Source organism: Nocardioides sp. NBC_00163 (assembly GCF_045206295.1).
Lineage (GTDB): Bacteria > Actinomycetota > Actinomycetes > Propionibacteriales > Nocardioidaceae > Nocardioides.
The window spans coordinates 1,090,374-1,116,866 of record NZ_CP108155.1 but is presented as its reverse complement, the minus strand read 5'-3'; the positions used below and the strand labels follow the sequence as shown (position 1 = coordinate 1,116,866).

Below are 26,493 nucleotides of genomic sequence, written 5' to 3'. Positions count from 1 at the left end.
GCTCCATGCGGGACCAACTCGGCAATCCATCCGTCCAGTCGGCTGGATGGCAGCCGCGTTGGCCTTGGCATCAGCAGGGGTCCACGTCGTGACTTTCGCACGGGAGATCCCGAATGGGAGTGCGGTCGTCATGCTGCTGCTCGCACTCGCGTGTGCGGGGTGTGCGGTTGAGCTTTGGAAGCGACCCACGCGCCGTGCGTGGCTGGCCGCGGCAGGCATCAACACCCTCATGATCAGCGTCCATCTGTTCGTCATGGGGCGGCCGGCGGCGACGATGCCCATGCACGCCGCTCACGGCAGCGAAAGCGGCATGGAGATGGCTGGATCATCTGATTCGCATCAGATGGCATTCGCGATGGCGCTGGCTTTCGCGGAGGTCGCCATCGCCGTAACGGTGCTGGTTCGAGAACGGCGAACGACGAGGTGACGGTCGCTGATGAGGTGCCATCGTCGCGTGACATCATGGTGATGTCGTCGAGGCGCGAACTGGAGGACCCACGGTGGTTGACGTTGCACGGGAGGTCGCCGCCGGCGCGGTGCCGCATGAGTACGGCGAGCGGCGGGACGTGATCGTGCAGGCGGTCATCAGGCTCGTGGCGCGATCCGGACTTCGTGGGGTCACCTATCGCAGCGTGGCCCGAGAAGCCGGCGTCGCCCACGGGCTGATCGCCCACCACTTCGGCAGCATCGACGCGCTGCTCGAAGTGGGGCTGCTCGAGACGATCGACTCCAGCGTGGCTGGCCTCGATCTCCACCCCTCGAGCGGACGACTCGAGGACTTCGCCTCTGACCTCCTCGAGGGTGTCAGCCGCCGGCCCGACCACTTCGCGTTCCAGTACCAAGTGATGCTGGAGGCGCGGCTGTCGGGCGACGTGAAGGGTCGATTGGCAATCCTGCACGGTCGCTACCGACAGATCTTGCGAGACTCCCTCGAAGACATGGGAGTGCCCTCAGACGATGCGACGGTCGAGATGGTCTATGCGCTGCTCGAGGGCGTGGTGTTCCATCAGCTGACCCATGTCGACTTCGCCAGCAACAGCCTGGCCCTCGAGCGGCTCCGGTCCTTGTTGAGCATGATGAGTGAAGCCGCATCGCAAGCCAGGTCTTGAACCGCGGCGGTCCTCGAGCCGTCGAGTCGACCCAAGATCATGTGGCGCGCGAGGCCCTCGCCGTCTGTGACGGCGTCCGGGAAATCTGACTCATCGCGACCTCGAACGCAGCGTCTGCTCGTCCTCTATCGCCACTCACCAGCAGATCGAGCTGAAGGCCTCGCACCAGCGCTAGGGCGAGCGTTGCGGTCGCCGCCGCTTCTTCGGCGGACCGGCCGTCCGCCAGCAGACGTTGCTCGAGCGGTTCGAGCCAGCCCTGAACAATGGCGTGTGAGACGTCACCCGTCCCGCCGGGCTGGCGGGTCGCTCGCGCCGCGACCTCGAACAAGAGCAGGAACTGTCGTTGCTCTCGTGGTTGTTTGAGGCGCTCCCACGCCGTGCCCAGGAACTCCGTTGCAGTCGCCGTGTCGAGCAGCCCGCTGTCGTGCTGGAGGCCGGCGAGGAAATCGGCACGGATATGGTCGATGACCTCGTTCACCAAGTGGTCCTTCGAGCGGAAGTGCCGGATCAACGTCGCGTGAGTCACTCCGAGCGCTTGAGCCATTCGCCTGAGTGAGAGGTCGAGAATGCCGTGATCAAGGACGTACTTCGTCACTTCGGCGAGCAGCTCAGGTCGGCGGTGCTGGTGCCGAAGAGTTCGGCCGTCAACCACGGCCGACGCGGATGGATCCGTCATCAGATCATCCTAGTCGGCAAAGCCGTCCGACCAGCGGAGATGTGGGGCCCCGACTCGGACCGCACATCGCAGATTCCATCTACTGTCCGCTGTCAGCGCAGGCGATGGAGAGTTCCCAGCCCGGCCGACGAGGGTCAGTACTCGATCTGCGCCAAGCCGCGCAGTTCTTCGGGCGTGGTCGTGCTGAACCCGAAGAACTCCAAGAGCGCCGGGATCTGTTCGTACAGCATGTCGACGCCGATCTGCGTCTCGCACCCGCGCTGTCGCGCGGCCCGTACAAACGGGGTGACCTCGGATTTCATCACGACCTCGCCGACGAACGTGGTCGGGGATACCAGGGCCATGTCGATGGGCAGTGGGTCGCCTTCGTTCATGCCGAGAGGTGTCGCGTTCACGACCAGGTCGTAGCCGACGGGGTCGGCTGACCCGGTCCTTATCTCGATCCCGGGGTAATGGTTGGACAGCCGGTCGGTGAGCGCGTCGGTGACTTCTGGATCGGTGTCGACCAGAGCCATCCGGTCCACGCCGGCCTCCGCCAGTGAGGCGGCGATCGCTGATCCGACGCCACCCGCACCGACGACCAACGCGCTCGCGCCCTGTAGCTCGCGTCCTGAGCGTCGTACGCCTCTGACGAATCCCGCCCCGTCGAACATGTCGGCAACGAGCCTGCCATCCTCGCGCAGCGCCACAGCATTCGCTGCCCCGGCAACCCGAGCGGTCGGGCTGACCTCGTCGGCCAGGTCGATGATGGTCTTCTTGTGTGGCATCGTCACGAGTGCGCCACGCAGGTTACCGATCTTGCACAACTCCGGCAGGAAGCTCGGGAAGTCGGCCGCGCTGATGGCCATCGGTACGACGATCGCGTCGACGCCGGCCTTCTCGAAGAAGGGGTTGAAGATCATCGGAGACTTGAACGTCTCGGTCGGATAGCCGAGATGGGCGATCAGCCTCGTCCTACCGGAGATCATGCGGGGACTCCGTGTCTGCTCATCATGACTCGTCCTTGTCGTTGTCGATCTCGGTCACGCGTACGCCGCTCCAAGCACAGGATCGCTCGCCGTGCTCGGACCAGTACGCGTCCCAGTTGTCCAGTTTCCAGCTGTCCCGCTCCAGGCCTCGCTCACGCAGCCGCCGTCGAAGCGTGGTGGGGGAGGTCCGGACCCAGACCACCTCGACGGGCACAGGGGGCCAGGCGAAGCGGTGCGCCGCGCGGGTGATGAAGTCGGGATCGTCGAGGTATGGGCTGAACGGCGCATCGATGACCACCGGCCGTCCGAGGTGGAGATTGTCGCCGGAGACGTCGAGGAGCGAGTCGTACTCCAGGGGCAGGATGTGCTCTCGGTAGAACGCGTTCGACTCCCGTTCGCTGGGGTCGTAGCCGGCGGCGACCAGAGCGGTCTCGACGAAGCGGGCGCTCATCGCATCCTTGTCCAGATAGGCGGCAGCATGCTCGCGAGCGAGGCGCTTCGCGATCGTCGACTTGCCGGAACCGGCGGTGCCGATGACGATGTGCAGGCTCGGCTCGGTCACTGGCGCGCTGCTCGCACTGCGTCGAGGAAGTCACGGGCAGCGGCCGTGACTCGGGTGTAGTCGCCATCGGGCTGCCACGCTTTGGTGACCGCGCTGCCGACGCCGACGCCGGCCACGCCCGCTGCGAACCACTCGGCGACGTTCTCGACGGTAACTCCGCCCGCGGGCATGATCGGCAGATGCGCCAAAGGTGCGAGCACGGCCCTGGCGTAGGAAATGCCAGCGCCCTCGGTCGGGAACAGCTTCAAAATGTCTGCCCCTGCCTCGGCGGACTCCAGAAGTTCTGTCGGGGTGAACGCCCCGCTGACGGTCGGCACCTGATAGCGATTCGCGACGCGGATCATCTCGCGGTTGAGCTGCGGACTGACCAGGAACTTCGCCCCGGCCTGGATGCACTCATAGGCTGCGTGCTCGTCCAGGACCGTTCCGGCGCCCACCGCGATCCCCTCAGAGTCGTACTGCCTGGCCAGTCGGCGGATGAGATCGACCGCGCCGGGAACGGAGAGTGTGATCTCCAGGGCGCGAAATCCGCCTTCGATCGCGGCATGTGCGACGCGCTCGGCGATGTCGACATCGGGTAGTCGGACGATGAGGACTGCACCGGATTCGTCGATCGTCCTCAGTGTCTGGAGCTTGGCTGGCATGTCATCCCTTGGATCGAAGCTGTGATTGACAACACTCTCGCATCCCTCGTAAGGTCGATGCAACCGGTTGCAGCAATCGGTTGCAGCAATCGGTCTCAGTCAAGGAAGGGAGCGGCCATGTGCCTCCTCGAAGCGCCGGTGACCGACACTCGCCGTCTCCCGGGCCGAGTGGTGTCGTCATGACCCGTGCGCGGACCATCGTCTTCGGAGCGTCGCACTGGCACGTTCCGCTGTGTGCCGCGGCGATCGCCGCTGTGCACACTGTCGTCGGGGTCTCCGACGAGGACCCAGACCAGGCGCGAGGGGTCGCCGAGTTGTGGGGTTGCCCCGTCGACACCGACTGGCGGCAGTTGCTCGACACGCCGGACATCGATCTCGCCTACGTCTTCAGTCCTCACGACGACATGCCCGAGATCTGCCGGGCGCTGATCGAGCGGCGAATCCCGTTCGTTGTCGAGAAGCCGCTTGGCACCTCACTCGGACACCTGCAGGAGGTTAGGCGCGCCGCTGAGGATGCCGGGGTCCCCGCCACCGTGCCATTGGTGCAGCGCGGGGGACCTGTGGACAGCTGGCTGGCGAAGGCCGGGCGACCGGTGTATCAACGGCTCTCGTTCATCGCCGGCCCTCCGGGTCGCTATGAACGCAACGGAAGCGCTTGGATGCTCGACACGGCCCGTGCTGGCGGGGGCTGCCTGATCAACCTCGGCCCGCACTTCGTGGATCTCTTCCTTCAGTGCACCCTTGCCACCGGTGCTGAGGTCTCTGCCAAGCTCTCGCACGTACTCCACGGTCGAGCGGTCGAAGACCACGCGACCCTCGTCATGACTGCGCCGGACGGTCGCGAGGCGATCATCGAGGTCGGGTACGCGTTCCCGGACTCAGCGCTGAAGCGCTACTGCAGCTACTCCTCCGTGGGAGAAGCGGGATTCGCCGCGATCGACTCGGACGGGACGGCGACGTTCACCGCGCTCGATGGGCTCACCGAGAAGGCTGCCCTCGAGGTCGACAGTGACCCGCTCTACGAACCGTTCGTGCGGCAGGTCGCGCGTACGCTCGACGACGGCTTCCGCGGACTGCCCACGCTGGGCGAGGTGGAGGAGGCCATGCAGATCATCTGGCGAGCCTACGAGGCCGCTCCACAAGGAGGACACCATGGCTGATCCGAGCATCGACGTCGTCGCGAAGGCGGCGGGCGTACACCGCTCCACCGTCTCGCGGGCCTTCTCCCGGCCAGAAGCGGTCAAGGCGGAGACTCGCGAGCACGTCCTGCGGGTCGCGGAGCAGCTCGGGTACACGATGAGCCCGCTTGCCCAGGCCCTGCGCCGGAAGACGAGCACCTTCGTCCCGCTCATCGTCCCTGACATCACCAACCCGTTCTTCGCCGAGCTTGCCAAGACGATGAGTGAAGCGGCGGGCGAGCGGGGCTACCAGTTGATGCTCTGCGTCACCAACGGCGACACCGTCCAGACCGCTGGCTACCTGACCGCGATGCAGTCCCTGTACGCCCCGTTCGGGATTATCGCCCCCTCGACGCGGGTGGACATCGACACGCTTACTCAGTTCGACTTCGGACAGCGTGTGGTCGTCATCGACCGGGTGGAGCAGTCGAGCGTGCCCACCGTTACCGTCGACAGCCGCCGCGGAATCGAGATTGCCTTCGAGCACCTTCGCTCGCTCGGGCACCACCGGATCGGCTACGTCTCGGGCATCTCCGGTACCCACACCGCCCAGGACCGGATGGACGCCTATCGCGATCTCGCCCACGGCGACCCGATCGTCTTGGACAGCGGTGCAGACACTGAGGCGGGGGAACGAGCGGCGGCACAGTTCGCCGCGATGGCTGACAGGCCCACGGCGATCATCGCCGCCAACGACATGGTCGCGTTCGGGGTGGTCGCAGCGCTTGCCTCCCGGGGCTTCAGCGTCCCCTCGGACGTCTCGGTCATCGGCTTCGACGGGCTCGCCCTGGGCGCGCGCTTCAATCCTGCTCTAACCACGATCCGCCAGCCGATCGCTGACATGGGCAGCGTCGCGATCGAGCTCGCCGAGAAGAAGGCAGCGGACGGATCCGTCGGGCACGTGGTTCTGGAGCCGGAGCTGCTGGTGCGGGCCTCCACCGCGGGGCCGCGCCCATGAGCACACCTACCGAGGGATCGCTCGCCCGCATCCCTGGCCTCCGCTATGCCGACCACGTCGCGTTCACCGTTCCTGATCTCGATGAGGCCGTCCAGTTCTTCGTTCAGGTACTCGGGGCTGAGGAGCTCTACCGCTCCGTCAGGGGACCGGACTCGACCTTCATGCGGGAGAACTTCGCCGTGCCACAGGACGCCCGCCTCGAGCTGGCGATGCTCCGCATGCCGCCCAACCTCAACGTTGAGCTCTTCGAATGGGACACCGTCGACCGCCGCACCGAGCACCCGCGGCACAGCGACTCCGGCGGCCACCACCTGTGCTTTGTCGTGGACGACGTCGACCAGGCCGTCGCGGTGCTTCGGGATATTCCCGGTGTGCGCGTGCTCGGCGACCGCAAGGAGGTCGCCGGGGACAGCCCCCGCGTCGCCGGCAATCGATGGACCTACTTCCTCACTCCATGGGGACTGCTGATGGAGATCGTCGACCGCTCGAGAGTCGCCGACCCGCCATCCCTGGTCGGCCCGGCCGACTGGCACACCGCAACAGATGACGACATCAGGAAGGACCAGTGACCGTGCGAATCGCAGGCCACACCCTCGGGACCCCAGAGCAGACCGTGCCGGAGGCTCTCGCGCTCTTCGCGGCGGCCGGGCTCGACGCCGCCGAGGTGATCTACCAGGACGGCTACCGCTCGGGACTCGCTCTGCGCGACCGGCGCGCGGCCGCTGAGGCCCTCCGAGTCTCCGAGGACCTGGGCGTCCCTATCATCGGACTCACGCCTTACACCACCGGTATCAATGCCTTGGACGAGGCTGAGTGGCGAGCGGCGGTGGACGAGCTCCGCGGTGCGATCGAGATCGCCGAGCTCGTGGGCGCCGACCGGCTTCGCCTCTACGCGGGTTCCTGGCATCCCGGAGACCGGGGCCACTTGGCCCACTGGGACCGGCTCGTGGCGGCCCTGCGCAGGCTGGCGCCGGAAGCATCCGATGCTGGGGTGCGCCTCTGCGTCGAGAACCACTTCGGGACCATGACCCAATCGGCGGCCGAGACGGCGCGGTTGGTGCGCGAAGTGGACGATGACGCCGTGCGGGTCCTCTACGACCAGGCCAACCTGACGTTCACGCACGACGAAACCTACCCGGAGGCGCTCCGCATCCAGGGCGACCTGATCGGGCACGTGCATGTGAAGGACCTCGTCTTCACCGACCCTGACGCGCCGTTCCAGGCATCGGAGACCGCCCGCGTCGCGGCCTCTGAGCGGGCGGTCCGCTCACGCACCGTCGGCGATGGGATCCTGCCCTGGGCGGACATCCTCTCGGCCCTCGCCGCCCTCGGCTACGACGACGTCGTCTCCCTCGAGTACGAGTACCGCTGGCATCCCCAAGACCTCCCCGAGCCGTCGGTCGGGTTCGCCCGGTCCGCGGCGGCGCTGCGCGCCTCTCTCGCCAACGCCTCCCTCGCGGAGGGGGCGCTGTGAGCGCGCATACCAGGACTCGCGTTGGCATTGTCGGCGCAGGGAACATCGCCTCCATCGCCCAGCTGCCCACACTGGTCAAGCGGGAGGACGTGGAACTCGCGGCACTCGTCTCGCGCCGGCCGGATCCGGGACCGTTGATGCGGCGCTGGGGCTTCGGTGCCGCCTACGGCACGGTCGAGGAGATGCTGACGGCCGAGGGCCTGGACGCTGTCTTTGTCCTGACCCCTCGTTCGGAGCATGCGCACGCCGTCGAGGCCTGTCTGCTGCGCGACGTGGACGTGTTCTGCGAGAAGCCGCTCGCACCGTCCGTCGAAGAGGCAGAGCATCTGGCTGACCTCGCCAACCAACGAGGCCGCATCCTCATGGTCGACTTCAACCGCCGCTACGCCCCCGTGTATGTCGCTGGGCGCGACGCTTTCGGTGCGACCGGAGCCACGTTCTGCGTCGCCCAGAAGAACCGGCCTGGGTCGGAGTACAGGGCCACGTTCGAGAACGCCATCCACATGGTCGATCTCCTGCGCTGGTACTGCGGCGGCGAACCTGTTGAGGTGACTGCGCACTCTGCCGGTGACGACCCATGGGAAGAAGACGGCACCGCAGCTATGGTCCGCTTCGACTCCGGCGCTACCGGCGTGCTGATGGCAGCGCGCACGGCCGGCGCGTGGAGCGAGAAGCTCGACGCGTATGGCTTCGGACGCACCGCCGAGGTGCGGGCGCCAGAGTCGGTATCGATCGCCGTTGGCGGAACCACCACCAGACGCGAGCTCAGCGCGGAGGCGTTCGGATGGGCCACTGCGACCGAGACCCTCGGATTCGCGGAAGCCGTACATCACTTCCTTGACCGAATCTCCGATCGACAGGCGCCGCTGACGTCCGGGCGTGACGCCGTAGCGACGCAGCGACTGCTCGACCAAATTCTCGAAGCCGCGGGGCTACCGACTCGGGAGCAAGAAGGCCGCCGATGGGCGAGCCACGCAACGAGCACGGGCCAACGATGAGTGTTTAGTGCGGCTTCGACCGTTACTCATCGAGCCATCAAACCCAAACCCAAAGGAGGTCACTACCACCGGATCTGACTCGTCACGTCAGACCTGGTGGAGATCCTGAACAAAGTCATCTCGGTGCGCCTGCAGCCAGCTAGCACGCTGAAATCTCCGTTGCCCAACAATCGTTAGCGAGGATAACACAATGGCCAGCCCCAGAGATGACGTGGGTACCTCACGTCTTTCGGGAAATCCCGAAACGCCCGACTCCCCACGCCGCCGCCTCAACCTGCTTGCCGGCACAGTCGGCCACTTCGTGGAGTGGTACGACTGGTATATCTACGGCCTTCTCGCAGCTGTGTTCTCGTCTCAAATCTTCCCGAGCCACTCTGCCTTCGCATCCTTGATGGCAGCGCTTCTCACCTACTCGATCGGTTTCGTCGTACGTCCGATGAGTGGAATCATCATCTCGCCGCTCGCTGACCGTTTCGGACGACGGACCGTCCTGACGCTGTGTGTTTCCGGCATGGCCGTCGGTGCTCTGATCATCGCTCTCACGCCGCCTTTCTCGATGATCGGCTACGCCGCACCGGTCCTTTTCGTCGTGGCGCGCATCCTCCAGGGCATCTCGGCCGGCAGCGAAGGACAGAGCGCGATCGCGTTCATGGTCGAGCATGCCCCGCCGACCAAGAGGGGCCTCTATGGTTCGTTCACGAACATGGCCAGCGGTCTGGCCACCCTCGCGGCGACCGGTTTCGCCGCGATCGTGACGGCCACCCTGTCGCCGGACGACCTCGCGACGTGGGGTTGGCGCATCCCCTTCCTCGTGGGCGGCATCCTCGGCATCGTGGGCCTCATTCTGCGGTTCCGCGCGGACGAAACCCCCGAGTTCGAAGCAAGTACCGCCGCGGATCAGAAGTCCGCGGCAGCGCGTCTGCGGGAGCTGATTCGTGACCACCCGAAGGCGCTGCTGCAGGCGGCGGCACTGTCGGCTCCGGCCGTGGCCTACTACACGTGGGCGACTTTTCTCCCCACCTACGCCAACCTCACCACCGGTCGGGACCTGGCATCCACCTTGACCGGGAGCGTCATCGGGCTAGCCCTCCTCGTCATCATCGTGCCGACCTGTGGTGCCCTCTCGGATCGCATCGGCCGCCGCAAGATCTTCCCGATCGTCGGTGCCATCGGCATGGTCGTGCTCTTCTACCCCCTGCTCATGCTGCTGAACCAGCCTGGATTCGGTGTCTATGTCCTGGTAGCGGCGTCCGGATGGGTTGTTCTCGGCATCTGGCAGGCGGTGTATCCGACCATTCAGGCCGAGCTGTTCCCGGCCGCTGTTCGGGTTTCGGGCATCGGCCTCGCACACCAGATCGTCATCGCCGTCTTCGGCGGTACAGCACCGCTGATCGCCGCCGCCTTCGTCGGGGCCGGGCATCCCATGTACGTCGCGATCTACATGACGGTGGTCGTCGCCCTCTGCCTCATCGTCTACACCACGCTTCCGGAGACCGGCGGCCGTGGCGGCCGTGTCACTGTGGCGCTTGCTGACGATGAGGTGCTCGAAGGCGAGCACCTGCTCCTGAGCAGTTCCTTGGGCGGCGACGACGCGAAGCGTTCCCCGTAGGAGCCGTCGTCCGCCGACAAGCTGTGGGCGGCTCAACAGGACCGAGGGCTGTGTCTGCCCGAGACCCTTCGAGCCGCCCCGGCTTGTCCGGGGAAACCTCTACGAAAGATCGACTCTTCGCATCGCGTTGCGTAGCGCGCAAGTCGTCGTCAAACAGTCAAGTCCCGTAAGGGTGGTTCACCTATGATTATCAGTACCTTCTCCTACCTGTGGTCGTCTACGGCAATCGATGCGATTGAGGAATTGGTTGACAACGGGTACGAGACTTTCGAAGTTCCGATCAGCTCTCCGCATTGCTGGCCGGATGAGATCTCCAATTCGGAGATCTCGGCCATGGGGGCGAAACTGGATGCATGTGGCGCTGAGGTCAGGTCGCTGAACGCCGGCGGATATGACCTCAACCTGGCGAGTCCTGCGGCCAACATGCGTCTCAAGAGTATCGAGCACATCAAGTCGGTGATTGACGTGGCCGCTGCGTGGGGTGCAACTGAGGTCGTGATATCCCCGGGTACGAGGCGCCCGATGATCTCCCCATCACTCGACAACGTGTATGAGTGGATGTACGAAAGCCTCGACCAACTGATCCCGCTAGCCACACAGGCAGGCGCCAGACTGCTCCTGGAGAATACTCCATATTGCTTCGCTCCCACCCTCGGAGACCTAGCGACCATCGTCAGCACGATCAACGATGATGCGCTCAAGGTTGTCTACGATATCGCCAATGCGGCCTATATCGGCGAGGATCCCGTACCCGGCTTGCTCGCGCATCGTGAAGCAATCGCGCTGGTGCATGCTTCTGATACAGGTATGGAGACGTGGGGTCATGATCCAATCGGAACTGGGGTGGTGGACTTCAACGGATTGGGTGCTGCCGTCCAAGAAACATGCGGAGCAGGTAACGTAGTTCTCGAGATAATCAGAGAGGATGACCCCTTGTACGAATTCGAAAAAGCGATGCATGACCTGAGGGATAGAGGGTGGAAACTTGACAGTTGACCCCAGTGCTGGACGGGGTTAGCCATTTCTGGCGATGCAGTATTTTGGCCCGGAGTGACTGTTTGTGGTCCGTGTTTGTCAATCATTTCGGGCGCCAGTCAAAGATTCGATTAGCAGTAGATTCCTATCAGGAGCATTCAATGAAGGCATTAGTCAGTGGAGGAAGCAGCGGCATCGGAGCCTCTGCAGCCCTGAGGCTCGCGGAGGCCGCTCTCGCTCGGGGTGAGCAGCCGATGATCGCGGTATGTGGGCACAAGTCGAGCCCTGTCCAAGAAGAAGTCGTTGCTTCGATTCAGTCATTGGGAGGCACCGCCATCGCGTTGGTGGGGGATCTCGGTGACCCCGACGTCCCGAGACGCCTGATGGGCACTGCAGTAGCCGAGTTCGGCGGCCTGGATGCGTTGGTAGCGAATGCTGGAATCGCTAGCCCTGGTGCAATATGTGATCTCTCCATCGACGACTGGGACGATATGTTCTCTGTCAACCTCCGCGGAGCGTGGCTTCTCGCCAAAGCAAGCTACCCACACTTGCGGGACAGCCGCGGTTCCGCTTGCTTCACCTCGTCGATGTCTGGCCAGCTGCCGCACGCCGGATCGGGTGCCTATAGCCCCAGCAAAGCTGCATTGACGATGCTTGCCCAGACGCTCGCATTGGAATGGGCGTCCGATGGAATTCGAGTGAATGTGGTATCCCCGGGAATGACTCATACGCCGATGACCGAGAAGATGTATGCCGACCCCCAGATCAAAAAGGAGAGGGAAGACATCATCCCGCTGTCAAGGATCGGAGACCCTGTGGACATCGCGAACGTGATCGAGTTTCTAGTAAGTCCCCTGGCGGGCTATGTCACCGGGCAAGACATCTGCGTCGACGGTGGCTTTTCTAAATCCATTCTGAGCCATATCCCTGGGCGACCCAGCTCTAATTCTTGAAATCCGGTTTATCGCGCACTAAGCAGGGGTTTACGGTCGCCGTCTTCTTCGAGGACCTCCCCCGCCACGCTTCAACGGCGGTTGCGCGAGCGCGGAATGGAGCATCTGGCCCGAAGCCGTGCGCGCAGGCGTCTGCCCAGCGAGGACCGCCCGCAACGCGTTTTCCAATGCGCCCACGCGGTTGGACCAATGCGCTCGGAAGAGAATGACGCCGCGCGCGTCCAGCAGGTACGCCGAACTGGGTCGCGCCCCGAAGGAGCGATGCACCGTGCCGTCGATATCGTCGACAGCAACGGGAAATTCGAAGCCGTGATGGCTTCTGAACCGGCAGGCGTTCCGCAGTTTGTCCTCAGCCAGGCGCGGCTGCCGTAGGTCTGGCCTGGATGAGCCTCGCGCACATAGACCGCGACGAAGTCGACAGCGTGCCCGTACTTTCGGTACAGCTCGACCATCTCTGGCCCCGCACTCTCAGTGACTGGGCAGGTCAGAGACCCGAAGAAGAGGACCAGAGGCCGACCGCGCTCTGCCGTTTCATGAGTCATAGCAGGTCTGCCCTTCTTCCGTGGTCAGAGACACGACCAAGGTATGGACGAGCGACGGGCGAGCCGTAGGACGATCGAGCCCGCTGGGGGTACGGAAGCGCCGCTCGGCATCCAGCTCGAGTAGCAGCGCTGGCTCCGAGATCGCGAGGTCACCGATCTGGCGATTCCGTCGCATGCTGTTGTGCTACCCAGGCCGCGATCTGAGTGCGGGAATTGAATCCAAGCTTCGCGAAGATGTGTTCTACGTGTACGTCGACGGTGCGTCGGGAGATGACCAACTTGGAGGCCACGTCCTTGCTCGACATTCCTTGGGCCACGAGGTCCGCGACCTCGCGCTCTCGAGGTGTCAGCACGTTGTCAGGCCGTCGGGGCGCGACGGGAGAGACGCGGTGCTCCCGCAGGGCGAAGGTCAGCATGTCGTCCACCGTGAGTTGGCCTCCGTGCGCAAACGCGGTGTCGAAGCCAGAGTTGCCCATCGCTTGGCGAGCAACGTCTGCGTACTGTTCACGCCGCGCGAGGAGGTGTTTCGCTCCGAACAGTGGGACGCCAACGGTCTGCCAGACCTGGTCCGACGCGCCAAGGAGCACCGCGGCCCGTTCGCAGTCGCCGCTCGCGGCGGCTGTCCAGGCGAGCGCGTCCAGGATGAAGGCCAAGCCCAGGCTGTCCGGGGTGAACCGCCTGGTCCGGAGCGCCTCGCACAGAGTGGCTTCGGCCTGCTCGAGCTCGCCCTGGAGGAGCCTCAAGAACCCCTTCGCCCACATGGCGTAGGACAACAGCCAACGCTCGTTGGCCCGTCTGCACTGCTCACATGCCTCATCGACGACGTCGGCGGCTTTGTCGAGCTCGCCCGACAGCGCGTAGGCCATCGTCAGCGCAGGCCGCACACTGTTGGGGTAGTCGGCGGGTACGTCGACGCACCCATATCGCTCGAGCGCCTCGACCAACAGTGGAATCGCAGCACTCGGGTCGGCGCCCAGTTCGCGCAGGCCGCGCAGATGGGTCGCGTAAGCCAGGCCCTTGCGGTCGTCCAATTGGCCCGCAAGATCGTCGGCGGCGTCGATCAACGCAGTCGCTGCAGCCTCATCGCCCTGGAAGACAGCGATGTCAGCGGCGGTGCCCAGCGCCCAAACCCGCTCGTGACTCGGTTCTTGATCCATTGCCAACGCCCGATCCAGCCACAGCCGTCCTTCGGTCATGAAGCCGAGCGCAGCCCAGAGAAACCAGGGCAGGCCGGCCATCCGCAGTCCGATGCGCACCTCGTCTGGCCGCGCGAGGCAGAATTCGAGCGCCGTGCGCACGTTCGGATGCTCCACACGGAGCAGGGCCGCCCAGTACTCCTGTCCCGGACCGAACCACTCCGCGGCAGCTTTCTCGATCAGCCGCAAGTACCACTCTCTGTGTCTGCGCTGTACCTCCGCTTCGGAGCCGGACTCTCGTAGTCGAGCCTGGCCGTACTCCCGGATGGTCTCCAGCATGCGGAACCTGACACGTCCGCCTTGCTCGCCTCGGATCAAGATCGACTTGTCGACCAGCCCGGCCAACGTGTCGAGAATGACCTCTTTGGCGAGCAACTCGTCCGCGCAGACGGCCTCGAGCGCGTCAAGACCGAACCCACCAGCGAACACTGATGCGCGCGCCCACAGCCTCTGCTCCGCCGGAGTGCACAGCTCGCGGCTCCAGTCGATCAGTGCCTGAAGAGTCTGATGCCGCTCCGGCAGGTTACGACTGCCCTCACGAAGCAGCTCGAACCGACTGTCCAGCCGATGCGCGAGCTCCTCCACGGTCAGCACCCGGAGCCGCACCGCTGCCAGCTCGATCGCCAGCGGGATCCCCTCCAGCCGCTGGCAGACCTGGATCACCGCCTGTTCATTGTCGGGGGTGATCTCGAAGCCGGGAACGACCGCAGCCGCCCGGGCGGCGAACAGGTTGACGGCCGCGAACTGCGTCGCCGAGCCAGGAGCGAGAGGGACATCTGTGTCGGGCACCGGTAGCGTCGGGACCGGATACACGTGCTCGCCGGCGATCATCAGGGCCTGTCTGCTGGTGGCGAGGATTCGCAGCTTGGGTGCGGCCCGTAGCAGCCGGTCGACCTGGGTCGCGACTGCCTCGAGCATGTGCTCGCAGTTGTCGAGGACCAACAAGGTGTGCCGGGGGCGCAAGTAGTCGGTGAGGACAGATTGGGCACTGCCTGACTGCTCGCGGATCCCGAGTGCGGAGAGCAGCGTGTGGGGCAACAGGTCCGGGTCTTTGAGGGTCGCCAGTTCAACCAGGCAGACCCCATCCGGGAACGCGCGTCGGAGTTCATGAGCAACCCGCAACGCGAGGCGGGTCTTGCCGACCCCGCCAACCCCGGTGAGGGTCACCAGCCGGTCAGCGGAGAGGAGCTGTCGGACAGCGTGGGCCTCGGATCGACGACCCACGAAACTCGTCAGATCCGCGGGCAGGTTATCCGGCTTCTTTGCCGACCGTGAGGCCATGATCCGGCCAGCGTAGCCCACCCTGCCTTGGACGCGGAAGGGCCGCGCTGGAGTCCCGAATAGGTAATGGGATACGTCATTCACACGATGTCCCCACGGTGGCCAGAGGGGAGTCTGTGAGGCACGTCACACCGCTTTAGGAGGCCCCCATGACCGCGACCGCAGCCACCGAAATCGATGCCCTCGACTTCGAGGTATCCGGGCCTGGTGCCCGCTGGGAGACTGCGGTCCGCGATGACGCGAGGTCCATGACGGTGCAGCACCGCGGGAGACGGGGCAACGCCAGTCTCTTGCGTTCGCAAGACGTCGGCGACCTCCGGCTTTCGGACTGGGACTGTCCGCCCCTGCAAAGCGTGCTGGCGCTGGGTAAGGACCGTGACGCTGAGCGCGATGTGGTCGTGGTCCTGGCGACCGGCGGCGGGTCGGTGCAGGAGCGGGTCAGGAAGGTAACCCTGGCCCTGCCCCGTGCGGCGCTGGTGGCAGCTGGTTGCGCCACGAATCTTCCTGCCTGCCACGTGGTTGAGCGGGGGCGGCCGTTGGCCGACCTTCTGCTCATGGTCCTTGACGGAGTCTGGAGCCGGCTACCGGTGATGAGTGCGTCGGAGATCGAGGCGACACGCGGGACGCTGGTGACACTGGCTGCCGGCGTCATCCGGGCAGCCAGCGGTACCGTCGCGGATCGATCGGGTCTGCCTGCCTTGCGCGTGCAGCTCGACGAATGGATCACGGGCAACCTTCGTGGCGGTCCGATCCACGTCGAGGATCTTGCGGCGGCCCACAACGTCTCGACACGAACTGTGCACCGGGCCTTCTCGATGACCGGGGACACCATGACCGCTGTCGTACGTGCCCGGCGTCTTGCCGCAGTCCGCGAGGAGCTCGTGCACACCAACTCGACCATCGAGAACATCGCTCACCGCTGGTGTTTCTACGACGCGAGCCATTTGAGTCGGGAGTTCCGGCGTTGCTTCGGGGTCTCGCCGAGCGCGTATCGGGAAAGCCACGGCTGCTGATAGCGCTCGAACTTGCAACGGGCCACGTGGCGGAGAGGTCCTCGAGGGCGTCGTCTGCGTCCTATGCCGCTGCGTGTCGGCGTTCCTAGCCTCTCAATGACCATGACGTGAAGAAGAGAACAGATGTGGAGTTCGGAATGGACGCGATCGTGGACGTGAGTTCGATCGGACCAGGGGACGTCTCCTGGTCGCCCTCGGCAGAACGGATTGCCGGCGCCCGGATCAGTGACTTCATCGACTGGCTGCAGGCCACGAGCCGATTCGAAGCCACCTCCTACCAGTCCTTGTGGGACTGGTCGGTGACCAGCCCGGAGGAGTTCTGGGCGTCCCTGAAGGACTACTTCGGGGTACAGATGACCGGTGTCGGCCCGGTGCTGGCAACACGGGAGATGCCCTTTGCCGAATGGTTTCCCGGCCGGCGGCTGAACTATGTCGAGACGGTGCTGAGCCACGCCAAGTCGTCCCGCCCGGCGATCATCGACGATTCCGAACCTGGAGGGCCCGGGGCCCGGACGGTTTCCTGGACCGAGCTCGCCAGCCAGGTGTCCGCGCTTTCGAACTGGCTGCGCGACCGGGGGGTTGGAGAGGGCGACTGTGTGGTCGGATACCTCCCCAACATCGCCGAGGCAGTCATCGCCTTCCTCGCCACAGCGAGTGTCGGAGCGACCTGGTCGTGCTGCGGTCAGGACTATCAACCCGAAGCGGTTGTCGACCGCCTCGGACAGCTCGCACCGGTGGTCCTCGTCACGGCCGACGGCTACCGCTTCGGTGGACGCGAGATCGATCGGCTCGCGTCCCTGCCAGCCCTGCAGGCCGGGATGCCGACCCTGCGCGAGGTGGTCGTCGTCGATCGACTGCACTCTGGTACGAGCGCTCCCGCAGGCACCACGCCGTGGGTCGAGGCAGTCGCAGGAGGCGAGCCCGCCATGACGCCCGCGCAGGTGCGGTTCGACCACCCCCTCTGGGTGCTGTTCTCCTCGGGTACGACCGGAAAGCCGAAGGGGTTCGTTCACGGCCACGGCGGAGTCGTGCTCGAGCACCTCAAAGCCTTGGCTCTCCATCTCGATCTAGGGCCGTCCGACACGCACCTGTGGTACACCTCGCCGAGCTGGATGGTCTGGAACTCCCTCGTGAGCGGCCTCCTCGTCGGCGCGACGATCGTCTGCTACGACGGAAGCCCGTCGTACCCGACCGACGACGCGCTCTGGGCTCTCGCGGCCCGACACGAGGTCACCGCGCTGGGCACGAGTCCGGCCTACCTCCAGGCCTGCTCCCGAGCGGGCCGGTCACCGGGGACCGACCACGATCTGCGTCGGCTGAAGACCGTCGCGGTCACCGGCTCCGTGGTCGCTCCCGAGCTGCACTTCTGGGTTGCCGACCACGTCGGCCGCGATGTGCCGCTCGCCTCGGTGACAGGGGGCACAGATGTCGCCAGTGGCTTTGCGGGTTTCGTCCCGACCCTGCCGGTGCGGGCAGGGGAGATCACAGCTGCGTACCTGGGTGTGGCCCTTGACTCGTGGGACGCTGACGGCCGAAGCGTGCGCGACGCGGTGGGGGAGCTGGTGGTCACCCAATCGATGCCATCCATGCCGACCCGGTTCTGGAACGACGGCGACGGTGCCCGCTACCGCGAGACCTACTTCGAGACCTTCCCTGGGGTCTGGCGGCATGGCGACTGGATCACCATCACTGAACGAAATTCGGTGATCGTCCACGGACGCTCTGACTCCACGCTGAACCGTCACGGGGTCAGGTTCGGTACCGCCGACATCTATCGCGTCGTCGAAGAGCTCCCAGAGGTGGAGGAAGCTCTCGTCATCGGCGCGGAGCAGCAGAACGGCGAGTACTGGATGCCGCTGTTCGTCGCGCTGTCCGATCACGCCGATCTTGATGACGCGCTTCGCGGGCGCATCGTCGGGCGGATCCGCGAGGCGGTCTCGCCCCGAGTCGTGCCGGACGACGTGATCGTCGTCCGGGCGATCCCGCACACCCGAACGGGCAAGAAGCTCGAAGTCCCGGTCAAGCGCATCCTGCAAGGGAACGACATCTCCACGGTCGCCGAAGCACGGTCGATCGACGACCCGTCCCTGCTGGAGAGCTTTGCCCGCTACGCGGCCACTCGTGCTGCGAGGTCGCCGTCGAAGGACGTGTGACGAATCGTGGCGGCCCCGTCCCGGTGTCCGGCACGCACAACCTAGGTCCCGGAGATCACGCACTCCTAGCGTCTATCGACGGGTGGGAACGAGTGTCCCACCCGCATTTCCTCAGCCAACTCACCCCAACCTGGAGGTACATCGTGGACACCGACATCCGCCCGCCCGCCGCAGCAGGCCCGCCGCGAATCCGAGCAACCGTGTACGTCGGCCGCTGGCCCAACATCCCCGCGGGGGACTGGCCTGACGTTCCCACCGGGACGTTCTCGCCCACCACCGCGACCCTCATCAGCGGTCCTACCGAAGCCGTGCTCATCGACGCCCAGTACCTCAAGGACGACGTCCGAGACCTGGGCGACCTGATCGAGCGCACGGGGAAGCAGCTCACCACTATCTATGTGACGCACGATCACGCCGACCACTACCTGGGCATCGGTCCACTGATGGAGCGGTTCCCGGACGTGAAGTGCGTTGCACTGCCCCACGTGGTCGAGTCCATGAAGGAATCCATGGAACTGCAGCGACAGCAGTGGGCAATGCTGTTCGGGGATGCATGCGTAGAAGCAGGGGCACTCCCCGAGCCGATCGAGGACAACACGCTCTACGTCGACGGGTCGCCTCTCAACATCATCGAGGTGAAGCAGGCCGACATCCATCCCACGACGATCGTGCACATCCCAGAGATCGATGTCGTCGTGGCCGGCGACTCCGTCTACAACGAGATCCACCCGATGCTCGGTCTGTCGACGCCTGACGAGTGGCAAGACTGGCTGGAGACTGTGGACGTGGTCGAGAAGCTGGCACCCAAGGTGATCGTCGCGGGCCACCGCAGGCCCGACGGCGACGACCACGCCGTCGATTCCATGATCGCCGAAACACGCGCCTACATCCAGGACTTCGCAGCGGCCTACGAGGTTGCGAAGGATGTTGAGGACCTGGTCCGCATCATGTCGGGGAAGTACCCGGGGCATGGAAACCTCTGGACCTTGCAGTTCTCGGCCATGAGCGCGATCCAACTTCGAGACTCAGGCTCGACCGCGGCGGACATCCAGCCGTAGTTCCCGGGCCGCCGCACCGGGTGCGCGTTTACTTCCGACCCAGTCCGAAGCGGATATCGACAAGATATCGCGGCTGGGACAACGGCAAACCGCACATGGCGGACGTGTACTCGGACCAGGCGTAAGGGTCCATTCGCTTATGTGTCCTACGCCACTAAATTCTTCATCGATAACACATTGCGAAAGGATCTTTCATGGCACGGATGGATGTTGAATTCTCGGGGCAAGATGTCACGTTGCGCGGCTGGTTCTATGCCGCGGAAGGAGTCGTTTCCCGGGCCCCAGTGGTAGTGATGGTCCACGGGTTGTCCGCTGTCAAGGAAATGTATCTCGACGAGTACGCCGAGATCTTTTCACAAGCGGGACTGAACGTTCTGGCGTACGACCACCGAAACTTCGGCGCGAGCGACGGCACTCCGCGCCAGGACATCGATTCGATCGCCCAGGCCCGCGACCTTCGCCACGCCATCACGTACGCGACCGGGCGCGATGACGTCGACCCCGACCGTGTCGGCATCTGGGGAACGAGCCATGGCGGCGGCCTCGTACTGAGTGTGGCCGCGGTCGATCATCGAGTGCGAGCCGTGGTCGCCCAGGTCCCCTTCATCAGCGGCTCCGGGCAGCTGACGCGCCTCGTTCGTCCCGACTTCCGGCCCATGATGCATTCCGTCCTCGAGGGCGAGCGACGCAACCTCTACAACGGTGGGGAACCCACACTCATGCCGGCCGTCGACGCGGATCCGCTGGGCTCAGCGCTGATGGCCAGTGGCGAAGCCTGGGAGTTCTTCACCAAGACCGCGCAGGACAGGGCTCCGTCCTGGCGCAACGAGGTGACCGTCAGGTCGCTGGAGCGGATCGGCGAGTTCGAGCCCGGCGATGGAATCCACCGCATCTCGCCGTCTCCGTTGCTGATGATCGTTGCTGAACAGGACATCAGTGCGTACGCAGAACTCGCGTTCGAGGCCTACGAACGGGCACGCGAGCCCAAGGAGCTGGTCGTGCTGCCATGTGGCCACTTCGACGTGTACACCGGTGCCGCGTTCGACGCGTCCTCAAAGGCTGCTTGCGAGCACTTTGTGCGCGCCCTGGCATAGGGCCCATCCGGACAGCCCACAGAAGTATTCGTTATCGCGGCACGATTCCTGCCGCACTCATCATCAGGAGGAACCCGCAAATGCCGTACTGGGAGATCTTCACCCCCAAGAACGCCTTCACCGACGAGGACAAGGAGCAACTGTCTGCGGCGATCACGTCGATCTACGTCGACTACGTCAACCTGCCTCCATTCTACGTGGTCGTCCTGTTCAAGGACATGCCGCAGAACACGATGTACGTCGGGGGAAAGGCGAACAACAACTTCATCAGGATTCGACTCGACCACATCGCCCGGCAGATGGAGACCGCAGAGGTTCGCGCACTGATGATGACGGTGGCCGAAGAGAAGCTGGCGCCCTTCATCAAGGAACGCGGCTACGACTGGGAGATCCACATCGACGAGACCCCCATGGACCTCTGGCGCACGCAGGGGCTCGTGCCGCCGCCGCCGGAGTCGGACATGGAGAAGCTCTGGGCCAAGGAGAACCGGCCCATCCCGTACGAGGTCTCTGCCTCGTGACCGAGCACCGGGACACGGCGGCGCCGTGTCCCGGTGCGCCAGCCAGAACCGATGAGAGGGCTCGACTTGACCGAGACCGCAGCTCTGCCAGGGACCGACGTCGTGCTCACACAGCGGCGGGGAGGTGTCCTCATCCTCACTCTGAATCGTCCCGACCGCCTCAATGCCTGGAATGAGGCGTTGGAACAGCGCTACTACGAGCTGCTTGATGAGGCCGAGGCGGATCCGGAGGTGCGCGCGATCGTGGTGACCGGAGCCGGTCGCGGCTTTTGTTCGGGCGCGGATATGGACGACCTCTCGGGGGTCATGAAGACCAGCGACTTCAGCGCGGTGGTGCGGCGTGACCCCCCTCGCTACCGGCCGCTGCTGTTCACCAAGCCGCTTGTCGCTGCAATCAACGGCGCAGCAGCCGGCCTTGGCCTCGTGGAGGCGTTGTACTGCGACGTTCGCTTCGCCACGCCGCGCGCAAAGCTCACGGCAGCCTTCTCGCGCCGTGGCCTCATCGGGGAATACGGCGTCGCTTGGCTGTTGCCGCGCCTGGTGGGCCGGAGCCGCGCGCTGGACATCTTGCTCTCCTCCCGGGTCATCCTCGGCGAGGAGGCTCTTCAGCTCGGGCTGGTCGACCGGGTCGTGGCTCCCGAGTTGCTGCTTGACGCAGCGGTCGCGTACGCCGAGGAGCTGGCCAGCTTCTGCTCGCCGTCGGCGATGCGGACGATCAAGGAGCAACTGCTTCGGAGCCAGGACATCACGTTCGCACAGGCGGTCGACGAGGTCGACCAGCTGATGCTCGACGCGTTCAACGCCCCGGACTTCCGCGAGGGTCTCAACAGCTATCTCGAGGGTCGGCCGCCAGTTTTTCCCGGCCTCGGCCTTTCCTGACTCCGGCCCTGGTGGCATCCGGTTCGAGCTGGCGGCAGCGTCGCCTGCAGTCCACCAATACGTATCAAGAAGCCTTGTCGAGGGTCACCGATCGGCGCACCCGACCATTCGAAGGGCAAGTTCGGCGTAGCGAGCCGCGATGATGCGTGGGTCGGAGTAGGCATGGGAGGGGAACCACCTGCTGACATCGACGCCGAGGGACGTGATTGCCAGCGCGGCGGCCTCGATGTCGAAGGGATGAAAATCGCCTGCCGTTGCCCCGGCTTCGATGATCCGCGTGAACACCTTCGTGGTGGACCGGCGGATGTCCGCAATGATTGCGAAGTGCTCAGGTGAGAGCGAGCGTAGTTCGTACTGCACGACCCGGGCACTGGCGCGGTTGACGGCGTGCCAGATCACGTAGGCCGTCACGGTCGAAGTCAGCCGGTCGGGCGCCGCGACATCGGGGCGATCAGCGGCGGTGACGGCCGCCAGCACCGAATGGTGGCCCTCGAGGCTGATGGCGTAGAGAAGGGATTCCTTCGTCTTGTAGTGCGGGTAGACGGCTCCGGGGCTCATGTCGAGGCTGGCGGCGATCTCCCGGGTAGTGGTGGCGCCGTACCCCTTGGCGGCGAACACCTCGATGGCCGCGGCGCGTACCCGCGCGGCTGCTTTCGAGGTACCCAGCTCACTGACCGCTGCGGTTAGTGGTGCGTCCTTCACACGAGTGCCTTTCGGTTGGCGGGGGTTGACGGATCTCCTCCGATACCCACAGTATATGCAGACGCATAGAAAATATGCGCCTGCATATCTTCCGGCTACGCGCTGTAGCTTCCCATCGCCGTCACCAGACGACCTGAACCCAGGAGTTCCCCATGCCCGAGGCTGTCATCGTTTCCATCGCCCGTTCGCCGATCGGGCGTGCCATGAAGGGGTCTCTGGTGAGCATGCGCCCGGACGATCTCGCCGCGCAGATGGTGCAGGCGGCCCTCGACAAGGTGCCCGCCCTCGATCCCACCGACATCAACGACCTGATCCTGGGCTGCGGACTTCCCGGTGGCGAGCAGGGTTTCAACATGGGACGCAATGTGGCCGTCCAGCTGGGCTACGACTTCATTCCCGGTACAACCATCACTCGGTACTGTTCGTCGTCGCTGCAGACCACCCGGATGGCGCTGCACGCGATCAAGGCCGGCGAGGGCGATGTGTTCATCTCCGCCGGTGTCGAAACGGTGTCCCGGTTCACCGCGGGCAGCTCCGACTCGCTGCCCGACACCCAGAACCCACTCTACGCCGACGCCCAGACTCGAACTGAGAAGCTCGCGCAGGGCGGGCAGCAGTGGGTCGATCCGCGCGAGGAGGGCCTGGTCCCGGACACCTACATCGCGATGGGCCAGACCGCGGAGAACGTTGCCCAGATCACCGGCATCACCCGCGAGGAGCAGGACCGGTGGGCGGTGCGCTCGCAGAATCGGGCCGAGGCCGCCATCAACAGTGGTTTCTTCGAGCGGGAGATCACCCCGGTCACCCTGCCCGACGGCACCGTCGTATCGAAGGACGACGGCCCCCGCGCCGGCACCACCTATGAGGCGGTCAGCCAGCTGAAACCGGTGTTCCGGCCGGACGGCACCGTGACCGCCGGCAACGCGTGCCCGCTCAACGACGGCGCCGCCGCTCTGGTGATCATGTCCGACACCAAGGCCAAGGAGCTGGGGTTGACCCCGCTGGCTCGGATCGTGTCGACCGGGGTGTCCGGGCTCTCGCCCGAGATCATGGGGCTGGGCCCGATCGGGGCTACCAAGCGGGCTCTGGCCATCGCCGGCATGGGCGTCGGTGACATCGACCTGTTCGAGATCAACGAGGCCTTCGCGGTCCAGGTGCTCGGCTCGGCGCGGGAGCTCGGGATCGACGAGGACACGCTGAACGTCTCCGGCGGAGCCATCGCCCTCGGCCACCCGTTCGGCATGACCGGTGCCCGGATCACCGCAACCCTGCTGAACAACCTGACCACCCATGACAAGCAGTTCGGCGTCGAAACCATGTGCGTCGGCGGCGGTATGGGCATGGCCATGGTCCTCGAACGCCTCAGCTGACAAGAAGGGCAGGAAACACGATGGGCAACATCACGTGCGACTTCACCGGTAAATCGGTCATCGTCACCGGCGCCGCTCGTGGCATCGGCCACGCCCTTGCCCGCCACTTCGCCGAGGCCAAGGCGACAGTGTTCATGGTGGACTTCGACAAGGACGAACTCGACAAGGCCGCCCGTGAGGTCGGCGCCATCGGAATCCCCGCCGACGTCAGCGACACCGGTGACGTCGAGAACGTTGTCTCCACCGTGATCGCCGAGACCGGGCGGGTGGACGTCCTGATCAACAACGCCGGGATCCTGCGCGACAAGGTGCTGTGGAAGCTGACCGACGAGGACTGGGACCAGGTCCTGAATGTCCACGCAGGCGGCACGTTTCGGTTCACCCGGGCCTGCGTGCCGCATTTCCGGACCCAGGAATTCGGGCGGGTCGTGACATCACCTCCTACACCGGGCTGCGCGGCAACCGCGGGCAGGCCAACTACGCCACCGCGAAGGCCGGGATCATCGGATTCACCAAGACCGCCGCGAAGGAGCTCGCCGCTTTCGGGGTCACCGTGAACGCGATCTCCCCGAACGCCGCGACCCGGATGACCGCCTCCATCCCGAAGGAGAAGATCGCCGAAGTCACCGGTCCGATCTCGCGGTTCGCTGATCCCGCCGAGATGGCCGACGCCATCTGCTTCCTCGCGTCGGAAGAAGCCGGCTACATCACCGGAGTCGTCCTCCCGGTCGACGGCGGCATCTCCATCTGAGCGCGCCCACCTTTGAACGGAATTGATCTTCATGACTGATGTGCTTTCTCGCCGCGATCTCGATTTCCTGCTGTACGAGTGGCTCGAAGTGGTCGCGTTGACCTCGCGTAAGCGCTTCGCCGAGCATTCGAAGGAGACCTTCGACGCGGTGCTCGACCTCAGTGCGGACCTTGCGCACAAGTACTTCGCCCCCCATAACAAGACGGCTGACGCGAACGAGCCAACCATGCGCCCGGACGGCACCGTCGAGATGATCCCGGAGGTCAAGACGGCGCTCGACGCTTACGCGGCGGCCGGTTTGATCGCCGGATCATTCGACGAGAGCGTCGGCGGGATGCAACTGCCAACCACGGTGGCACGGGCGGCGATGGCCTGGTTCCAGGCGGCCAACGCCAGCACATCGTCCTACCCGTTCCTGACGGTCGCCAACGCGAACTTGGTCGCCGCGTACGGCACCGAGCAGCAGATTGACGACTACGTCCGTCCGATGATCGAGGGCCGCTGGTTCGGCACCATGTGCCTGTCCGAGCCGCAGGCCGGATCGTCGTTGGCGGACATCACCACCCGCGCGGTGCGTCAGGACGATGGCAGCTACCGGGTAACCGGAACCAAGATGTGGATATCCGGCGGTGACCATGAGCTCACCGAGAACATCGTGCATCTGGTCTTGGCCAAGACCGCCGGCGGCGGCCAAGGCGTCAAGGGCATCTCGCTGTTCATCGTCCCGAAGGTCCTGCCCGCCGCCGACGGCGGACTCGGCGACCGTAACGATGTGACCCTGGCAGGGCTCAACCACAAGATGGGCAACCGCGGCACCACCAACACCCTGCTCGCTTTCGGCGACGGCACCCACACCCCCGGTGGGAAGTCGGGTGCTGTCGGTTTCCTGGTCGGCGAAGAACACCGCGGCCTGTCCTACATGTTCCGCATGATGAACGAAGCCCGGATCGGTGTCGGGTTCCTCGCGATCGCGCTCGGCTACGTGGGCTACCGCAAGTCGCTCGAATACGCGACGATGCGGACCCAGGGCCGCCCTCTCGGCGCCAAGGACCCCGCCGCCCCGCCGGTTCCGATCATCGAGCATCCCGATGTCCGCCGAATGCTGCTGGCACAGAAGTCCTATGTCGAAGGCGCCCTTGCCCTGGGTTTGTACTGTTCTCGTCTGGTGGACGAGCAGGACACTGCCGACGATGCCGCCAGCGGCGACCAGGCGACATTGCTCCTCGAAGTGCTGACCCCGATCGCGAAGAGCTGGCCGTCGCAGTGGTGTCTCGAGGCGAACAGCCTCGCGATCCAGGTGCACGGCGGTTACGGCTACACCCGCGACTACGACGTCGAACAGCACTACCGCGACAACCGATTGAATCCGATCCACGAAGGCACGCACGGGATCCAGGGGCTGGATCTGTTGGGCCGCAAGGTCACCATGCAAGACGGCGCCGGACTGCGGTTACTCGGATCGAAGATCGCCGCCACCGTCGCGCGGGCTCGGTCGCTCGGTGGCGCCGCCACCGGTTACGCCGACGCCCTCGACACCGTCTGGAACCGGGTCGTCGACATCACCGCCGCCCTGTGGGCGGCTGGTGACGCGGCGGCCGCGCTCACGAACTCGTCGATCTATTTGGAAGCGTTCGGGCACACGGTCATCGCGTGGACGTGGCTCGAACAGCTCATCGCCACCGAGGGTAAGAGTGGTGACTTCTACGACGGAAAGCGCATGGCAGCCCGCTACTTCTACACCCACGAGCTACCCAAGGTCGGCCCGCAACTCGATCTGTTGGCCAGCGGAGACCGGACCACCCTCGACATGAACCCCAGCTGGTTCTGAC

24 protein-coding genes and 2 pseudogenes are annotated in these 26,493 nt (G+C 65.1%); 19 read left to right on the top strand and 7 right to left on the bottom strand.

The features are described 5' to 3' along the window. Positions 1-130 precede the first annotated feature (130 nt). Positions 131-427, top strand: coding sequence for a hypothetical protein (locus OG801_RS05365; RefSeq protein WP_406034255.1), 297 nt, complete (start codon positions 131-133; stop codon positions 425-427). 109 nt (positions 428-536) lie between these two features. Continuing rightward, on the top strand, positions 537-1,109 hold the full coding sequence (locus OG801_RS05360) for a TetR/AcrR family transcriptional regulator (RefSeq protein WP_406034254.1): 573 nt from the start codon (positions 537-539) through the stop codon (positions 1,107-1,109). A 37-nt stretch (positions 1,110-1,146) separates the two neighbouring features. Here OG801_RS05360 and OG801_RS05355 read toward each other — a convergent pair whose 3' ends face one another. The 4 genes from OG801_RS05355 to eda all read right to left on the bottom strand — a co-directional run bounded on the left by OG801_RS05355 (position 1,147) and on the right by eda (position 3,959). Continuing rightward, positions 1,147-1,785, bottom strand: coding sequence for a TetR/AcrR family transcriptional regulator (locus OG801_RS05355; RefSeq protein ID WP_406034252.1), 639 nt, complete (start codon positions 1,783-1,785; stop codon positions 1,147-1,149). Between the two features lie 134 nt (positions 1,786-1,919). Beyond that, positions 1,920-2,753 (bottom strand): shikimate dehydrogenase family protein, encoded by an 834-nt coding sequence (locus OG801_RS05350; protein ID WP_406034250.1) that lies wholly within the window; start codon positions 2,751-2,753, stop codon positions 1,920-1,922. Positions 2,754-2,775: 22 nt separating this feature from the next. Beyond that, entirely contained in the window at positions 2,776-3,315 is a 540-nt protein-coding gene (locus OG801_RS05345; protein ID WP_406034248.1) for an AAA family ATPase, read from the bottom strand. Then, positions 3,312-3,959 carry a bifunctional 4-hydroxy-2-oxoglutarate aldolase/2-dehydro-3-deoxy-phosphogluconate aldolase gene (gene eda / locus OG801_RS05340; protein ID WP_406034246.1) on the bottom strand — a complete coding sequence of 216 codons (648 nt, stop codon included), beginning with the start codon at positions 3,957-3,959 and terminating at the stop codon, positions 3,312-3,314. Before eda ends, OG801_RS05345 begins: the two co-directional genes overlap by 4 nt. A 179-nt stretch (positions 3,960-4,138) precedes the next feature. On the opposite strand from eda, the gene OG801_RS05335 reads away from it, so the two are divergent. The 8 genes from OG801_RS05335 to OG801_RS05300 all read left to right on the top strand — a co-directional run bounded on the left by OG801_RS05335 (position 4,139) and on the right by OG801_RS05300 (position 12,104). After that, positions 4,139-5,119, top strand: a complete 981-nt coding sequence (locus tag OG801_RS05335; protein ID WP_406034244.1) for a Gfo/Idh/MocA family protein — start codon at positions 4,139-4,141, stop codon at positions 5,117-5,119. Further along, positions 5,112-6,095 carry a LacI family DNA-binding transcriptional regulator gene (locus tag OG801_RS05330; protein WP_406034242.1) on the top strand — a complete coding sequence of 328 codons (984 nt, stop codon included), beginning with the start codon at positions 5,112-5,114 and terminating at the stop codon, positions 6,093-6,095. The genes OG801_RS05335 and OG801_RS05330 overlap by 8 nt, the downstream gene beginning before the upstream one ends. Further along, the gene (locus OG801_RS05325) at positions 6,092-6,664 is read left to right on the top strand and encodes a VOC family protein (protein WP_406034240.1); all 573 of its coding nucleotides are present in this window, start codon (positions 6,092-6,094) and stop codon (positions 6,662-6,664) included. Before OG801_RS05330 ends, OG801_RS05325 begins: the two co-directional genes overlap by 4 nt. 2 nt (positions 6,665-6,666) lie before the next feature. Continuing rightward, positions 6,667-7,569: a sugar phosphate isomerase/epimerase family protein gene (locus tag OG801_RS05320; protein WP_406034238.1), complete on the top strand. Its 903-nt coding sequence runs from the start codon at positions 6,667-6,669 to the stop codon at positions 7,567-7,569. Beyond that, complete coding sequence (locus OG801_RS05315; protein ID WP_406034236.1) at positions 7,566-8,567, top strand: Gfo/Idh/MocA family protein; 1,002 nt, start codon at positions 7,566-7,568, stop codon at positions 8,565-8,567. Before OG801_RS05320 ends, OG801_RS05315 begins: the two co-directional genes overlap by 4 nt. 190 nt (positions 8,568-8,757) lie before the next feature. Beyond that, positions 8,758-10,176 carry an MFS transporter gene (locus OG801_RS05310; protein WP_406034234.1) on the top strand — a complete coding sequence of 473 codons (1,419 nt, stop codon included), beginning with the start codon at positions 8,758-8,760 and terminating at the stop codon, positions 10,174-10,176. Positions 10,177-10,359: 183 nt separating this feature from the next. Beyond that, positions 10,360-11,172: a sugar phosphate isomerase/epimerase family protein gene (locus tag OG801_RS05305; protein WP_406034232.1), complete on the top strand. Its 813-nt coding sequence runs from the start codon at positions 10,360-10,362 to the stop codon at positions 11,170-11,172. A 5-nt stretch (positions 11,173-11,177) separates the two neighbouring features. Continuing rightward, the gene (locus OG801_RS05300; protein ID WP_406036254.1) at positions 11,178-12,104 is read left to right on the top strand and encodes an SDR family NAD(P)-dependent oxidoreductase; all 927 of its coding nucleotides are present in this window, start codon (positions 11,178-11,180) and stop codon (positions 12,102-12,104) included. Between the two features lie 431 nt (positions 12,105-12,535). Here OG801_RS05300 and OG801_RS05295 read toward each other — a convergent pair. Together OG801_RS05295 and OG801_RS05290 are read right to left on the bottom strand one after the other, a co-directional pair. Beyond that, positions 12,536-12,646 (bottom strand): annotated as a pseudogene (locus OG801_RS05295) (hypothetical protein); the annotation flags it as partial. A gap of 149 nt (positions 12,647-12,795) precedes the next feature. Then, positions 12,796-15,123, bottom strand: a complete 2,328-nt coding sequence (locus OG801_RS05290; RefSeq protein ID WP_406034230.1) for an ATP-binding protein — start codon at positions 15,121-15,123, stop codon at positions 12,796-12,798. Positions 15,124-15,272: 149 nt separating this feature from the next. On the opposite strand from OG801_RS05290, the gene OG801_RS05285 reads away from it, so the two are divergent. The 6 genes from OG801_RS05285 (at position 15,273) to OG801_RS05260 (ending at position 21,841) form a co-directional block, all read left to right on the top strand. Continuing rightward, positions 15,273-16,136 (top strand): helix-turn-helix transcriptional regulator, encoded by an 864-nt coding sequence (locus tag OG801_RS05285; protein WP_406034228.1) that lies wholly within the window; start codon positions 15,273-15,275, stop codon positions 16,134-16,136. 137 nt (positions 16,137-16,273) lie between these two features. Then, on the top strand, positions 16,274-18,289 hold the full coding sequence (locus tag OG801_RS05280; protein WP_406034226.1) for an acetoacetate--CoA ligase: 2,016 nt from the start codon (positions 16,274-16,276) through the stop codon (positions 18,287-18,289). A 143-nt stretch (positions 18,290-18,432) separates the two neighbouring features. Beyond that, on the top strand, positions 18,433-19,347 hold the full coding sequence (locus OG801_RS05275) for an MBL fold metallo-hydrolase (RefSeq protein ID WP_406034224.1): 915 nt from the start codon (positions 18,433-18,435) through the stop codon (positions 19,345-19,347). Positions 19,348-19,541: 194 nt separating this feature from the next. Continuing rightward, complete coding sequence (locus OG801_RS05270; protein WP_406034222.1) at positions 19,542-20,441, top strand: alpha/beta hydrolase; 900 nt, start codon at positions 19,542-19,544, stop codon at positions 20,439-20,441. Between the two features lie 80 nt (positions 20,442-20,521). Continuing rightward, the gene (locus tag OG801_RS05265) at positions 20,522-20,962 is read left to right on the top strand and encodes a tautomerase family protein (RefSeq protein WP_406034220.1); all 441 of its coding nucleotides are present in this window, start codon (positions 20,522-20,524) and stop codon (positions 20,960-20,962) included. Between the two features lie 66 nt (positions 20,963-21,028). Further along, the gene (locus tag OG801_RS05260; RefSeq protein WP_406034218.1) at positions 21,029-21,841 is read left to right on the top strand and encodes an enoyl-CoA hydratase-related protein; all 813 of its coding nucleotides are present in this window, start codon (positions 21,029-21,031) and stop codon (positions 21,839-21,841) included. 84 nt (positions 21,842-21,925) lie between these two features. On the opposite strand, the gene OG801_RS05255 is transcribed toward OG801_RS05260, so the two are convergent. After that, positions 21,926-22,543, bottom strand: a complete 618-nt coding sequence (locus OG801_RS05255) for a TetR/AcrR family transcriptional regulator (RefSeq protein ID WP_406034216.1) — start codon at positions 22,541-22,543, stop codon at positions 21,926-21,928. A 152-nt stretch (positions 22,544-22,695) separates the two neighbouring features. Between OG801_RS05255 and OG801_RS05250 the strand changes: the two genes are divergently transcribed. The 3 genes and pseudogenes from OG801_RS05250 to OG801_RS05240 all read left to right on the top strand — a co-directional run bounded on the left by OG801_RS05250 (position 22,696) and on the right by OG801_RS05240 (position 26,492). Then, positions 22,696-23,913: an acetyl-CoA C-acetyltransferase gene (locus tag OG801_RS05250; RefSeq protein ID WP_406034214.1), complete on the top strand. Its 1,218-nt coding sequence runs from the start codon at positions 22,696-22,698 to the stop codon at positions 23,911-23,913. A gap of 20 nt (positions 23,914-23,933) precedes the next feature. Then, positions 23,934-24,664, top strand: a pseudogene (locus OG801_RS05245) (SDR family NAD(P)-dependent oxidoreductase). Between the two features lie 31 nt (positions 24,665-24,695). After that, positions 24,696-26,492 carry an acyl-CoA dehydrogenase gene (locus OG801_RS05240; protein ID WP_406034213.1) on the top strand — a complete coding sequence of 599 codons (1,797 nt, stop codon included), beginning with the start codon at positions 24,696-24,698 and terminating at the stop codon, positions 26,490-26,492. Position 26,493: the final 1 nt, after the last annotated feature.